Here is a 14,073-nt window from a genome sequence, read left to right on the forward strand (position 1 = left end):
TGGCCGATGAGCACCTAGGCCGGAAGGGCGCCGTGACCGTTCCGTGACCCGCCGTCCCGCGCGCTGGACAGCGAGGACACGACGGACCCCCGCCGCGGGCGACGGGGGTCCGATCTGTGGGTGGTGCAGGGGGCGCGGAGGCTCAGCCCTCGAGCAGAGCGTCCACGAAGCCATAGGCGTCGAAGGGAGTGAGGTCGTCCATGCCCTCTCCGAGACCCACCATCTTCACCGGGACGCCGAGCTCCCGCTGCACGTTGACGACGATCCCGCCCTTGGCGGTGCCGTCGAGCTTGGTGAGCACGAGGCCGGTGATGTTCACCGCGTCGGAGAACACCCGTGCCTGCTGCATGCCGTTCTGTCCGGTGGTGGCGTCGATGACCAGGAGCACCTCGGCGACGTGATCGCCGTGGAGACCCTTCTCGGCCACCCGGCGCACCTTGCCGAGCTCGTCCATCAGCCCCTTCTTGTTCTGGAGGCGGCCGGCGGTGTCGATGATGACCACATCGACCTCCTGGGCGATCCCCTCCTTCACCGCGTCGAAGGCGACAGCGGCGGGGTCCGCGCCGTCCCGATCCGAGCGCACGGTGTCCACGCCCACGCGCGAGCCCCAGGTCTGGAGCTGGTCAGCGGCCGCGGCGCGGAATGTGTCCGCCGCGCCGAGCACGACGGTGCGTCCGGCGGCGACCAGGACGCGGGCGAGCTTGCCGACGGTGGTGGTCTTGCCGGTGCCGTTGACTCCGACCATGAGCATCACCGAGGGCACCTCGGTGCCGTCCGGTGCGGTGCGCCGGGTGGCGGCCAGGCGGCGGTCCAGATCCGGGTTCACCAGGGCCACGAGCTCCTCACGGAGCACCTCGCGCACCGCGCCGGCATCGTCGGTGCCGAGCACCTGGATGCGGCGGCGGAGGTTCTCGATCATCTCGTCGGTGGCATCCGGGCCGAGGTCCGCCAGCAGCAGCGTCTCCTCGATCTCGTCCCAGGTGTCCTCGTCCACGCCACTGCCGCGGGTGAGCAGGGTGAGGATGCCGCGGCCCAGTGCGCCGGAGCGGGAGAGCCGCTCGCGCAGGCGCACCATGCGATCTGCCGGAGCCTCGGGGGTGTCGAGGGCCGGCGCGGCCGGCGCGGCCGACGCGCTCTGCACGGGGGTCGTGGTTCCGCCCGTTGTGGGGGCTGCTGCGGGCACTGCCTCTGCCGGCTCCGCGGCCTGGTCCGCAGGGTCCGCCGGGGCGGCGACGTCAGCGTCGAGGGACGGGGCACCTGGGGTGCCCGTGGTGCTGGTCTGCTCGTCGAGGGCCGACGGCGCAGGGGCGTTCTCCTGGTCGAACGGGATATCCGCCGGTGCGGCGCGCTCAGGAGCACGTGCGACGTTCCCGGTACCGGCGCCGGAGTCCTGCTCCGGGTCGGCGACCGACGTGGCGCGGCGATCCTGGTCTGCGGGCCTCGTCGGGGCTGGCGAAAGGGTATCGGCCCAGGTGGGCGCGGCGGGCCGCTCCTTGACCGCAGTGGCGGTGCTGGAGGGCTGCGTATCGCTGCCCTGGCCGGTGGGGTCCTGCGAGGCAGGGTCGCCGGAGGACTTCGTCCGCCCGCGGCTGCGGATATAGGCCCAGGCGCCGGCGCCGAGCACGAGCACGCCTCCACCGCCGCCAGCGATCAGTGCGAGTAGGGCATCGGGATCCACGGGTCACCTCCGAGGTCGGGAAGCCGACGAAGCGGCGAGGACAGCCGCCAGTCTAGGCCGCGCGCGGCGGGCACCCTGGACGGCCACCGTTCAGGGGCGGCTTCGCACTGCTGTGCGTCCCGGTGAGCCCCGACGCCGGCTGCGGTCCAGCGCGGGAACAGGCGCTCACCGACGGGTGCGCGAGCTGTGCCGGGGGTCGCTCTCCTGCTGCTCCTGCTTGGAGCGGCTCTTCAGATGCGGCAGTGCGACCACGATCAGGATCCCCGCAGCGAGCAGCACGGCAAGCACCAGGAAAAGGATGACGACGAAGGGCAGTTCCATGCTCGTCATTGTGCACGCCGCAGCGGGGGCGGCGCGGGACCGCGGAATGCGGCACGCCTCACCCTCGCCGTGGCGTGCGGGTCCTGCGGTGCAGAGAGCTGGAGAGGTCCAGCTCAGGGAGTGGTCAGCCCAGCTCGGGGAACCAGATCGCGATCTCGCGGGCCGCAGACTCCTCGGAGTCCGAACCATGGACGAGGTTCTGGATGACAGGGAGATCCCACTCGCGGGCGAGATCACCGCGGATGGTGCCCGGGGCGGCCTCGGTGGGATTGGTGGCGCCGGCCAGCGAACGGAAGCCGGGGATCGCGCCCTCCCCCTCCAGAACGATGGCGACCAGCGGGGCGGAGCCCATGTAGTCCACGAGTCCGGGATAGAAGGGCTTGCCCTCGTGCTCGGCGTAGTGCGAGGAGAGCTCCTCCGCCGTGGCGGAGCGCTGGGTGAGGGCGAGGATGTCGTAGCCCTTGGCCTCGATGCGGCGGATGATCTCTCCGCGCAGGCCGCGCTGGACGGCATCGGGCTTGAGCAGGACGAGTGTGCGCTGTGCGGTCATGGCACCAGGGTACCCACGAGCGAGACCGTCGGAGTGCGGAGCAGCTCTGTGCTGCCGGGAGCGTCAGGATGCGGTGCTGCCGGGAGCGTCAGGATGCGGGGCTGCCAGGTTCCCCTGAACGGGCCGCCCATACCTCGGCGTCGACGGTGTCCTTCTCGGCGTCGAGCTGGTGCCCCTTGACGATGCCGTAGGCGTACAGCGCCGCGAACAGGATGCCCACGACCCACATCGCGGTCACCTGGATCCCGAGCAGGATGACCGGCAGCTGCAGCACCAGTCCCAGCCAGTACGGCCAGGCACCCCGCCGGAGCAGCCCGGAGCAGAGCACCAGGAGGAGCATCGCCAGCAGGCTCCAGGTCCAGGTGAGCAGCCGGTCCCCGGGAGCCAGCTGGTGGGCGACGAGCGCGGCGAAGAACACCACGAAGGCCTCGATGACCAGGATCGTCGAGGCGATCATCCGCTGCGCGCCGTGGGGGCGGGCGGAGGGGGTGAGATCGAGGTCCATCGTCACTCCTCTCCCGGTGCGCCGAGCAGTTCTCGCACCTCGGCGACGAGCGTCACCGATCCGGCCGCCACCACGCCTCCGAACTGATCCCCTTCCATCTCGGCGAGGTCCACGGCGGCCTGGATGGCATCGGGCAGGCTCCCCTGCTCGAAGACGCGGTCCTCGTCATCGAAGATGTCGCGGGCGAGGTCGGCGAGCTGGTCGGCAGGAATCGCGCGCGGGGAGCTCGACTGGGTGATCACCACCGCATCCAGCAGCGGTTCGAGCACGTCGAGGATCCCGGCGGCGTCCTTCTCCTGCAGGATCCCGACGAGTCCGATGGTGCGGGTGAAGCGGAAGTTCTCCCGGACCGTCTCGACCAGCGACAGTGCTCCTGCCGGGTTGTGGGCGGCGTCCAGCAGGATCGTCGGCGCCTGCCGCACCACCTCGGCGCGGCCCGGCGAGGTGACGCTCGACAGCGCGGCGCTCAGCAGCTGCCCATCCAGGGCGGTGCGACCGTCCCCGAGCAGCGCCTCCGCGGCGGCCACCGCGAGCAGGGCGTTGCGGGCCTGATGCTCCCCGAGCAGCGAGAGGAAGAGCTCCTCGTACCGGCCCGCGATGCCCTGGAGGGTCAGCATCTGGCCCCCGACCCCCGGGGTGTGGGAGAGCACGCCGATCTGCTGGTCCTCGATGGCTGCCTCCGCGCCCAGCTCGCCGATCCGTGCGCGCAGCACATCGGCGGCGTCCTCGTAGGGCTGGGAGGCGATGATCGCGGTGGCGTCCGTGGTGAGGATGCCTGCTTTCTCCCCCGCGATCTCGGCGATGGTCTCGCCGAGGTATTCCTGATGGTCCAGGGAGATCGGGGTGATCACGGTGACGTCGGGGGTGACCACACCGGTCGCGTCCCAGGTGCCGCCGAGGCCGGTCTCCACCACGGCGACGTCGACCGGCGCCGAGGCGAAGGCCTGGAAGGACATGGCGGTGAGATATTCGAAGTACGTCAGCGGCGGGCCTCCCGCGGCCTCCGATTCGGCATCGACGATCGCGGCGAAGGGCTCGACATCGCGATAGGCCTGGAGGAAGCCCTCCTCGTCGATCGAGGCTCCGTCGATCGCAATCCGCTCGACGGGCGAGCGCAGGTGCGGGCTGGTGGTGCGCCCGGTCCGCAGGCCTGCCTCACGCAGGATCCGCTCGAGGATCCGAGCGGTGGTGGTCTTCCCGTTGGTGCCGGCGATGCGGATGGAGCGGTACGAGTTCTGCGGGTCCCCCATCAGCTCCATCACCCGCGTGATGCGGCTCAGGTCCGGCTCGATCTGGTTCTCGGGCGCACGCTCGAGCAGCGCCGCGTAGACCTCCCGCACTTCGGGCGACATGGCCTGACGGGATGGCCCCTGGCGGGGAGATTTCTGCACAGCGGCTCCTGCGGGGACGAGGGGTGAACGGGCGTCGTTCAGTGTACGAGGCAGTGCTGGGACCGTTCCTCCCCACCAGGTGCCGGTCCACAGGAAGAGTGCTGCCCGTCACCGGCACACGGCCCCGCTCATAGCCTCAGCAGCACGACCGGCGGCCGACGGGGTCGCGCCGGAGACGAGGAGGGATGCGATGACCGAGGTGATCGCGACCGTGGAGCACGCTACGCAGTGGGCGCGCAGGGGAACGATGCCGGAGGCATCCTGGAATCCGGTGTATCGGGCGCTGGCCGATGACTCTGCGCCGACTCCACCGCCGCCGTCACCGGGCATCCCTGACGACGCGAGCCTCGAGCTCGTGCGGAGACAGCTCACCACCCTCGCCCTGCTGGTCGTGGCGGTGACGGACGGGCAGCAGACGCGCCGGCTGCGGATCGGTCTGGATCCCGCCGCCGCGACCGTCGAAGAGGCTGCCGCTGACCAGGCCTCGCGATGGTCCGAGATCAGCACCCAGAAGATTCCCGCGAGAATCATCCAGCTGCTCGAGGAGTCCGGGGTGGAGCCCGCCCCTGCACAGCTGCGCATCGAGCGCGGCACGACCGCCCTTCGCCTCACCCCGGCGCAGAGCCGCACGGCACACGGCGCTCTCCTACGGGGCCTTGCTCCCGAGCAGGCGTTCGCCGCGATCCCGGATCTCGACGACGCCCTGCGCGATGCGCTGACCGCGACCGGCCCGCGCATCTCCCTCTCCCTGACCCTCCACGATCCGAGCGGGCGGGCGACAGAGAGACCGGTGGCCTGGTCCCGGCTCTGGGTGGCCGGGCAGAAGGGCCTGTACCGCCTGGACCAGCCCTCGAGCCCCGCAGTGGGCGTCCATCCGGTAGGTGGTGGCGACGTGCTCGGCACCTTCCTCCCACTTCTCGAGGAGGGCGTGCGATTCGCCGGCGCCTGCGCCGGGTCGGGCAGCGCGCGATGACTGCCTTCTGGGGGATGGACACCGCGCAGCTGCGCAGCCACGCCGAGCACCTGCGCACCGCCTCCGACGAGGTCGAGGGCCTCACCGCTCGCCTCGGGACCACGGTGCAGGGGGCGCCGTGGACCGGCTCCGATGCGGAGGCGTTCCGGGCTCGCTGGATGACACTGGCCGCGAGCCGACTGGAAGAGTTGTGCGCCGAGCTCCTGGCCCTGGGCGATGGCGCGCTCCACGAGGCGGACCAGCAGGACATCGCCTCGAGCGCTGACGGAGTCCCGGCTGACCCGAATGTCTCGGCTGACCCGGTTGTCCCAGCTGACCCCGTTTTCCCGGCTCACCCGGTTGTCTCCGCTGACCCGGGAACCTCCGCGATCCCACCTGCGGAGGCCTCGGAGACGAGCGGCGGGTACCTCCGCGAGGACAGCCCCTGGATCCCGGACTGGCTCGAGATCCCGGTCGAAGGAGCGGCCTCCGGACTGGCGGGCAGCGTCTCCGATGGAATCGGCTGGAGCGTCACCGCCGGGGCGGACCTGCTCGGCGGAGGTCTGGATCGGCTCGGGGTGCGCACGGACGGGTTCGCGCAGTTCCAGCGGGACGCCGGCCACTTCGGGGAGACCCTCGAGGACTGGGCCACCGGCGAGCGGGTGCCGACCATCGCCGAGATCGCCGCCGCCGGCCTGCTCACCGCGGGATCCGCCGGCGCCGGGGTGTTCGAGGCCGTCACCGGTCAGGACACCCCGTTCCTGGATGACCGGCCCGGCGGCATCGTCGTGTCGGTGACCGTCGATGCGGGCCCGGCGCAGAGCCCCCAGTCCCTGCAGGAGCTGGTCATTCAGAATGATGCGCTGCGCCTCGACAACCCGGGCGGTCCGCTGGAGCACGGACAGATCGGTGTTCAGGAGGTGCGCAGCCTCGAGGGCGGGGAGCCGACGTTCATCATCCAGATCCCGCCCACCGAAGGCGCGAGCGTCATGGATGTCCCCGGTGCTTACGGCGCGCAGGGGAACTCCCGCGACTGGGGATCGAATCTGCGACTGGTCTCCGGCCAGCATCCCGCCGCGATGGATGACGTACGGGCTGCGGTGGAGGCCGCCGGGGTGCCGCCGGGGGCGGACGTGATGATCGTCGGCCACTCCCAGGGCGGCATCGTCGCGAATCAGCTCTCCGCCGATCCCACCTTCAACAGCGCCTCCGGACAGCCGGGCACCTACGACGTGACGCACATCCTCTCGGTGGGCTCGCCGGTGCAGACTGTCGTCCCTGCGCAGCTGTCGACGCAGTCGGTGAACGTGAACCACGCGAACACGATCGGGACCGGCGGGGCCGGCGGGGACCTGATCCCGGCGCTCGACCTGGGCGGTGCGCAGGTCGACGGCGGCACCCTGCGGGCCCCGAACCGGCATGAGGTCTCGCTGCCGGGCTATCCGGTCCCCTCGCTCCATCCCATCACCGTGCTCGAGTCGAACCATGATTCGATGAGCCCGGACGGTGACGCCGCGGGTGGGTACTCAGGCAGCGTGGGCCGAGCCACCGCCGGCGATCCCACGCTCTCCGCGCTGCAGGAGGACCTCACGGGGAGGTATCTCGGGGACGGGACCTACATCGCCCAGTCCCAGGTCGTCACGGTGGGCCGCGGCGCACCGTGAGAGCCTGAGGCGGCGGCCCGAGCGGAGCACTGGTCGCCCCGCCATCCCTTGCTCAGCTCAGCCCGTACTTCTCGTAGAACGACTCGGCTGTCAGCCGATCCCGTCGCGGATTCGGGATCGACACGTCGGGGAGGAGATCCCACGGGGTCAGCGCCTCCCCGCCATCGAGCGCTGCGGTGATACCCCCGACCCTGAGGCTGCGAGCCTCCGGATCGTCGAGCTCTGCATGAATGACCGTCACGACCTCGCGCATCACCTGGTCGAAGAGCACGAGGCCACTGTCACGGTCCTCCGCCTCCAGGGAGACGGTGCCGCTCAGGAGGCGCTCGAAGTTCGCGCCATCGGCCATCTCGAGCTCCACTGCGGAAACACCCTCGACCCCGGCCGCGGCCTCCTCGGTCGCGGCGAGGAGATTCCTGCGACCGATCCCGCACCCGCCCAGCAGCAGTGCCACCGCACCAGCTGCCCCGCCCAGAAGTCCCCGTCTGCCCACCATGCTCATCCCCTCGTCGGAACGTTCACCCTGAGCATGTCATGCACGGTGCCCGGAGTCAGTCGATCGTCATCCGGTAGATGAACGCTGCCATCGCGTCACGGTTGATCGGCTGCAGCGGCCGGTAGGTGCCGTCGGACCACCCGGTGGTGATGTTCTCGTCCTCCGCCCAGGTGATCTCCGTGTAGAACAGAGAACTGCGCGGCACGTCCTTGAAGGGAGACGTGCCCGGAGGGGTGAAGGCGGGCTCACCGGCGGAGCGGTAGAGGAACGCCGCCATCGCATCCCGGTTCACGGGCTCCAGGGGACGGAAGGTCCCATCGGGCCAGCCGTCGGTGATCCCCTCGGACTCCGCCCAGGCGATCTCCTTGTAGAACGACGAGCTGCGCGGCACATCCTTGAAGGGAGAGGTCGCCGGGGGTGTGTAGGCGGGTTCCCCGGCAGCGCGGTAGAGGAAGGCGACCATGGCGTCACGGGCGATGGGCTGCAGCGGCCGGTAGGTGCCGTCGGGCCAGCCGTAGGAGAGCTCCATGTGCTTCATCCAGGCGATCTCGGTGAAGAAGATCGAGCTGCCGTAGCGCACATCGGTGAACGGCGCGGCAGGGTTCTTCCCCCAGGGCGCGGCCGTCGGGTAGCGGTCCACGGGCGTGCCTGTCGGAGAGCCGAACCACTGCGAGAAGGTCCGGAAGAAGTTCCGGTTGCCGTAGGTCGCGCAGACGTCGTCCGAGACCCCGCCGGCTCCGGCGTCGAGCGTGGCCTGAGTAGGCGTGAACGGCGTGTAGTTGTACAGCGCGGCCGTGGCCCGGTTGGCGATCTTCACCTCGCCGTAGCCGCAGAACTCAAAGGGGCTGTACTGGATGTCGTAGGTCTGCCCGGCCTGGTAGCGGTAGCCGCGTGCCGGGTCCCCGTACTCCTGCAGGCGGGAGGTGCCGTGGTAGATCTGGTGGACGAATCCGCCGTAGGCGGGATCGCAGGCCTGGAAGTCCGGGCAGCGGAAGCCGAGCGCCTTCTCCAGCTGCGTCGGGGTCGCGTTCCGGGTGGTGATCAGCCCCTGCTCCTTCTGGAGCATGACGACGATGACCTGGGGGTTGACGTCGCAGGCCCGGGCCACATCGGTGATGATGCGTCCCGCCGTCGCATTCGAGACGGCGGCGATCTCGGTGCAGTACTTCGTGGCCGAGCGCTTCGGGGTGTTCGCCGTGAAGTTCTTCAGGCACTTGGCCCCATCGGTGCCGTCGACGCAGTTCGCTCCCTTCTCGTCGAGGAAGGCATCGACCTGGGCGCGGGTCATCGACGTCGAGTCGAACATGCGCGTATCGGTGATGAGGAAGTTCGGCGAGAAGCCGCCGAGACCGTCCGGTGGGGTCTCGGCACGAGCACCCGGGGAGCCTGCGAGCACGGAACCGGCGAACAGGAGGAGGGAGAGGGCGAGCAGCAGGGCACGGGAGCTGCGGGAGCGCACGGGAGCCTCCGGTGCCATCTGGGAAGTCGCCGGCACCGCGGGAGGGGGAGTCAGCAGGGGGGCGGGGCGAACCATCATGATCTCCGTTGTCAGGGAATCCCGGGGCGTGGATCCTCCCCCAGGATAAACCCGGTCGACTTCTGTGGAACCACGCGTTGACCAGCTGATACCGACTTGCAATGCGCCGCCTTGCGGCGACCCTGTCTGAGCATCCGAGGTGCCGTGGTGACGCACGGTCGATCGCGCTCTCCAGCTCCGGATCCGGGTCCATCCGCGCAGCGGACCCAGACCGGTCTGATCCGGTCTGGGTCCGCTCGGGGACGGAGGCAGTCTCAGGCGCGGGCGACGGACACCGTGACGGTGCCGCCGGAGACCTTCTCGTTCGCTGCATGCGCACCCTCAGCCGGGGCCGCGGGAACCGCGAGCTCGACCGCGAGCACCTCACCGGCGACCAGCTCCTGGTGCGCGACGACGGCAGCGGTCACGGACTCGTCACCGTCCACGGTGAGACGGATCCGGTCCGAGACGTCGAAGCCTGCTTCGCGGCGGGCCGACTGGATCGCGCGCACCACGTCACGGGCCACGCCCTCGGCCTCGAGCTCGACGGTGACCCGGGTGTCGAGCGCGACGAAGTCCCCACCTCGCAGCACGCCGACGGCTCGGCCCTCCATCGCCGCGGACTGCCCCGCGACCAGATCCAGCGTGTACTCGCCCTCGGCGAGCTCGATGCCGCCTGAGGTGACCACGCCGTTCTCGTCAGCGGACCAGTCACCGGACTTGGAGCCCTTGATGACCGTCTGGACCTGCTTGCCCAGCCGCGGACCGGCGGCGCGCGCGTTGACGCTGAGCCGCTGCTCGACGCCCATCCCCTGTGCCTCGTCGCTCGCGACATCCAGCAGGCGCACGGCCTTGACGTTCAGCTCGTCGGCGATGATTCCCGAGAACGCCTCGAGCGTGCTCGGAGCGTGGTGGACCACGGTGAGCTCGGCCAGCGGGAGGCGGGCACGCAGCTGCCCCTTCTTGCGCAGGGAGTTGCCGACGCTCGCGATGGCGCGGACGTCGTCCATCTGTGCTACCAGCTCCGGGTCACGGGGGAACAGCTCCCCATCGGGCCAGTCGGTCAAGTGCACGGAGCGACCGCCGGTGAGCTGCTTCCAGATCTCCTCGGTGACCATCGGCAGCAGGGGTGCCGCCACCTGGCACAGGGTCGTCAGGCACGTCGAGAGCGCGTCGATCGCCTGCTCATCACCCTCCCAGAAGCGGTCGCGGGAGCGGCGCACGTACCAGTTGGTGAGCATGTCCAGGTAGTCCTGGATCAGCTCGGCGGCGTCTGCGATCGCGAGCGCGGTCATGGACTCCTTCACCTCCCGCACGAGGTCGCCGGTGCGGGCCAGCAGGTAGCGGTCCATGACGTCGGTGGAGTCGAAGCGGGTCTGCCCGCGGTAGCCCGTCGGCTTCCCGTCGGCGTTCTTCTCGCCCGCCGCGTTGGCGTACAGCCCCAGGAAGTACCAGACGTTCCACAGCGGCAGCACCATCTGACGGGTGGCGTCGCGGATCTTCGGCTCGTCGACCACGAGATTGCCGCCGCGCAGGATCGGCGAGCTCATGAGGAACCAGCGCATCGCGTCGGCCCCGTACTTGTCGAACATCTCGCGCACGTCGGGGTAGTTGCCCAGCGACTTCGACATCTTCTGTCCGTCCTCGCCGAGCACGATGCCGTGGCAGATCACCGAGGTGAACGCCGGACGGTCGAAGAGCGCGGTGGAGAGCACGTGCATCACGTAGAACCAGCCACGGGTCTGCCCGATGTACTCGACGATGAAGTCCGCCGGGTTGTGGGACTCGAACTGCTCGGTGTTCTCGAAGGGATAGTGCATCTGCGCGAACGGCATCGAGCCGGAATCGAACCAGACGTCGAAGATCTCCTCGACGCGGCGCATGGTGGACCGCCCCGTCGGATCGTCGGGGTTCGGGCGGGTGAGCTCGTCGATATAGGGACGGTGCAGGTCCACCTCACCGAGCTCGTTGTGCGGCAGGGTGCCGAAGGCCTCCTCGATCTCCGCCAGAGAGCCGTAGACGTCGATCCGCGGGTGGTTCGGATCGTCGCTCTTCCAGATCGGCAGCGGGGTGCCCCAGTAGCGGTTGCGGGAGATCGCCCAGTCGCGGGCGCCCTCGAGCCACTTGCCGAACTGGCCGTGCTTGACGTTGCCGGGGACCCAGTCGATCTGCTCGTTGAGCTCGAGCATGCGCTCGCGCTGGTCGGCGACCTTCACGTACCAGGAGGAGACGGCCTTGTAGATCAGCGGGTTCCGGCAGCGCCAGCAGTGCGGGTAGGAGTGCACGTAGCTGGCCTCGCGCATCAGGCGCCCGGCTTGCTGGAGGTTGCGGATGATCGGGCGGTTCGCCTCGAACACCTGCACCCCGGCGATCTCGTCGAGCTCGGTGCCGGCGAAGTAGTCCAGGAACTGCGCGCCCTCGTCCACCGAGACGATCACGGGGATGCCGTACTCGGCGTTGACCTGCTGGTCGATCTCGCCGTAGGCGGTGGCCTGGTGGACCACTCCGGTGCCGTCGTCCGTGGAGACGTAGTCCGCGACGGTGACGATCCAGGCGTTCTCGGTGCCCCACTTGGCGCGGTCCTCGGAGTAGACCGTCCACAGCGGCTGGTAGGCGACGTGCTCGAGCTCGGAGCCGGCGAACACCCGCTCCTCGCAGGCGGCGAGCGCCTCCTCGGAGCTCTCGAAGCCGAGCTCCTTGGCATAGGAGCCGAGCAGCGCGGTGGCCATGAGATAGCGCGCCTCGCCCGCGGCGGTGCCGTCAGCGGCGCCGAGCGGCCCGGCGGGGACCACCGAGTACTCGAGCTCCGGGCCGACCGCGAGGGAGAAGTTGGTGGGCAGGGTCCAGGGAGTGGTGGTCCAGGCCAATGCCTTCACGCCGTCAAGGCCCAGCTGCTGGGCCTTCTCCCCGGTGAAGGGGAAGGTGACGGTGACGGTCTGGTCCTGGCGCTCCTTGTAGACGTCATCGTCCATCCGCAGCTCGTGCGCGGACAGCGGAGTCTGGTCCTTCCAGCAGTAGGGCAGCACGTAGTAGCCCTCATACGCCCGGCCCTTGTCGTAGAGCGTCTTGAACGCCCACAGCACCGATTCCATGAAGGTGACGTCGAGGGTCTTGTAGTCGTTCTCGAAGTCGACCCAGCGGGCCTGGCGGGTGACGTAGTCCTCCCACTCCTTGGTGTACTTCAGCACCGAGGCCTGGGCGGCGTTGTTGAACTCCTGGACCCCCATCGCCTCGATCTCGGACTTCTCGGTCATCCCGAGCTCCCTCATCGCCTCGAGCTCGGCGGGCAGCCCGTGGGTGTCCCAGCCGAAGCGGCGGTCGACCTTGTTCCCGCACATGGTGCGGAAGCGCGGGACGACGTCCTTGACGAAGCCGGTGAGCAGGTGACCGTAGTGCGGCAGGCCGTTGGCGAAGGGAGGGCCGTCGTAGAAGACGAACTCCTCGGCACCCTCGCGCTGGGCGATCGAGGCACGGAAGGTGTCGTCGACGCGCCAGAACTCCTGGATGGAGTTCTCGAGCGAGGGCAGGTTCGGTGAGGGGACGAGCGGGTCTCCGCTGACCGGGTAGACCATGGGACGGACCTCCGAGGCAGGACAAGGGCGAGAGCTGGGACATCGTGCAGTCCGAGGACGCTTCCCGGCGCAGGGCCGGTGGCGCGGTACCACCTCGGTTGATGTCCGCTGCACCGCCGATGGCGGTCCAGGGGCCTCCCCTTGTTCCTCAGCTGTGACGGGCTGGTCCCGGCGGGTTCTACTGGGCCCTCCCCGCGAACGGGCGATGGACGGTTCTTCCCGCGGCTCTCCGGTGATGGCCGGGTCGATGCCGATGGTGATCAGTGTACGCGGTGGCTCGGTGACGGTCACGTGCCCGGACGGGGAAGAGACGTGCGGAACAGGCCGGCTCTTCCGTGCGCGTCCCGTGTCCGTGCGCTTCCTGTGCGCGTCCCAGCTGATCCGGGTGAGACGCACAGCACCTGCCCAGGCGCAGGCCGTCGAATACAGGCAGCGGCTCGACCTGCCGCTCCCCCATCGAGGAGGTCGCATGGATGAGGACACCGATCCGCGGGACGCCGTCCCCCGACGCAGCCGGGCCACGGCGAGCGCCTCGGCGCTCGGTGCAACGGCCCTGCTCGTGCTCAGCTTCGGTCCCTCGGCGCTGGCGCTGACGCCCTCCGGCCCGGCGGCGTCCAGCGCACGGGCGGCGATCTCGGCCCCCGCCTCCGTCGCTCCCGCACCGGCGACAGCCACCGCCCAGAACCTTCGGAACGCGGCAGGCGAGGAGGCGTGACTCACCTCGTCGTGGAGGTGCGGACGTGGAAGACTGAGATCTTCACGGTGCCGCCCCGCCTCACGGGACGGTCGATGCAGAAGGAGCGAGGATGTCGCTGTTCGGAGAGCCCTTCACCGCCAAGTGCCTGAAGTCCGGCATCACGCTCGAGGTGGGCGAGGGTCAGACTCTCCTCCAGGCGCTGCTGGACGCTGACATCCCGATGGACTACTCCTGTGAGGGCGGCGTATGCGGCACCTGCGTGGTCCCGCTAGTCTCCGGTGAGGTCGAGCACCTGGACGAGTACCTGATGGACGACGAGCACGCGGACCAGATGATCACCTGTGTCTCCCGCGGCGAGGGCGAGATCGAGATCGACATCTGAGGGCGCTCCTCAGAGTCACTCGAAGCAGAGTCCCTCCCTCGGAGCAGAACCCCTCAGAGCCGGGGACCGGCCACCATCCAGGCCACGCCCACCAGCATCATGAGCGCCGTCGCGGAACCGATCGCGAGCGGCAGGGCGATGCTCGGACCGGCGACCAGCAGAAGCAGCATGCCGGCGGCGGCGACGGCGAGCAGCAGGGCGAACAGCAGCGGCCTGCCCATGGCGGGCTTCGACCTGGCTCGACCCTGCTCGGCACGGCCGAGATGCGTCGTCGTCATCAGGTGGTCCCGTCTGCTCGGATGTCTGCGCGGATGCTCGGGAGAATGCCGACCGGCAGGGTTGCGGCGCC

13 protein-coding genes are annotated in these 14,073 nt (G+C 69.8%); 4 read left to right on the plus strand and 9 right to left on the minus strand.

Going from position 1 to position 14,073, the window contains the following annotated elements:
- Positions 1–142: 142 nt before the first annotated feature.
- The 5 genes from ftsY to Q0937_RS04025 all read right to left on the minus strand — a co-directional run bounded on the left by ftsY (position 143) and on the right by Q0937_RS04025 (position 4,406).
- Complete coding sequence (ftsY, locus tag Q0937_RS04005; protein ID WP_299299986.1) at positions 143–1,678, minus strand: signal recognition particle-docking protein FtsY; 1,536 nt, start codon at positions 1,676–1,678, stop codon at positions 143–145.
- Between the two features lie 165 nt (positions 1,679–1,843).
- Positions 1,844–1,999 (minus strand): hypothetical protein, encoded by a 156-nt coding sequence (locus Q0937_RS04010; protein ID WP_299299988.1) that lies wholly within the window; start codon positions 1,997–1,999, stop codon positions 1,844–1,846.
- 124 nt (positions 2,000–2,123) lie between these two features.
- A complete protein-coding gene (gene ndk / locus Q0937_RS04015) occupies positions 2,124–2,549 on the minus strand; it encodes a nucleoside-diphosphate kinase (RefSeq protein WP_299299990.1) in 426 nt (141 codons plus the stop codon).
- 88 nt (positions 2,550–2,637) lie between these two features.
- Positions 2,638–3,054 carry a DUF4233 domain-containing protein gene (locus Q0937_RS04020; RefSeq protein WP_299299992.1) on the minus strand — a complete coding sequence of 139 codons (417 nt, stop codon included), beginning with the start codon at positions 3,052–3,054 and terminating at the stop codon, positions 2,638–2,640.
- Positions 3,055–3,056: 2 nt separating this feature from the next.
- Positions 3,057–4,406, minus strand: a complete 1,350-nt coding sequence (locus Q0937_RS04025) for a folylpolyglutamate synthase/dihydrofolate synthase family protein (protein WP_299299994.1) — start codon at positions 4,404–4,406, stop codon at positions 3,057–3,059.
- Between the two features lie 229 nt (positions 4,407–4,635).
- Here Q0937_RS04025 and Q0937_RS04030 point away from each other — a divergent pair, with 229 nt between their 5' ends.
- Both Q0937_RS04030 and Q0937_RS04035 read left to right on the plus strand, forming a co-directional pair.
- Positions 4,636–5,418: a hypothetical protein gene (locus Q0937_RS04030; protein ID WP_299299996.1), complete on the plus strand. Its 783-nt coding sequence runs from the start codon at positions 4,636–4,638 to the stop codon at positions 5,416–5,418.
- Positions 5,415–7,061 carry a WXG100 family type VII secretion target gene (locus Q0937_RS04035; RefSeq protein WP_299299998.1) on the plus strand — a complete coding sequence of 549 codons (1,647 nt, stop codon included), beginning with the start codon at positions 5,415–5,417 and terminating at the stop codon, positions 7,059–7,061. Before Q0937_RS04030 ends, Q0937_RS04035 begins: the two co-directional genes overlap by 4 nt.
- 52 nt (positions 7,062–7,113) lie before the next feature.
- Here Q0937_RS04035 and Q0937_RS04040 read toward each other — a convergent pair whose 3' ends face one another.
- The 3 genes from Q0937_RS04040 to ileS all read right to left on the minus strand — a co-directional run bounded on the left by Q0937_RS04040 (position 7,114) and on the right by ileS (position 12,645).
- Entirely contained in the window at positions 7,114–7,557 is a 444-nt protein-coding gene (locus tag Q0937_RS04040; RefSeq protein ID WP_299300000.1) for a hypothetical protein, read from the minus strand.
- Positions 7,558–7,612: 55 nt separating this feature from the next.
- Positions 7,613–9,094 (minus strand): S-layer homology domain-containing protein, encoded by a 1,482-nt coding sequence (locus Q0937_RS04045; protein ID WP_299300002.1) that lies wholly within the window; start codon positions 9,092–9,094, stop codon positions 7,613–7,615.
- Between the two features lie 254 nt (positions 9,095–9,348).
- Complete coding sequence (gene ileS / locus Q0937_RS04050; RefSeq protein ID WP_299300004.1) at positions 9,349–12,645, minus strand: isoleucine--tRNA ligase; 3,297 nt, start codon at positions 12,643–12,645, stop codon at positions 9,349–9,351.
- Between the two features lie 469 nt (positions 12,646–13,114).
- Between ileS and Q0937_RS04055 the strand changes: the two genes are divergently transcribed.
- Positions 13,115–13,360: a hypothetical protein gene (locus Q0937_RS04055; protein ID WP_299300006.1), complete on the plus strand. Its 246-nt coding sequence runs from the start codon at positions 13,115–13,117 to the stop codon at positions 13,358–13,360.
- 91 nt (positions 13,361–13,451) lie between these two features.
- Complete coding sequence (locus tag Q0937_RS04060) at positions 13,452–13,724, plus strand: 2Fe-2S iron-sulfur cluster binding domain-containing protein (RefSeq protein WP_299300008.1); 273 nt, start codon at positions 13,452–13,454, stop codon at positions 13,722–13,724.
- Between the two features lie 53 nt (positions 13,725–13,777).
- Here the strand turns inward: Q0937_RS04060 and Q0937_RS04065 are convergent, their stop codons facing one another.
- Complete coding sequence (locus Q0937_RS04065) at positions 13,778–14,002, minus strand: hypothetical protein (RefSeq protein ID WP_299300010.1); 225 nt, start codon at positions 14,000–14,002, stop codon at positions 13,778–13,780.
- Positions 14,003–14,073 lie beyond the last annotated feature (71 nt).

It is taken from the genome of uncultured Brachybacterium sp., from assembly GCF_947500705.1.
Lineage (GTDB): Bacteria > Actinomycetota > Actinomycetes > Actinomycetales > Dermabacteraceae > Brachybacterium.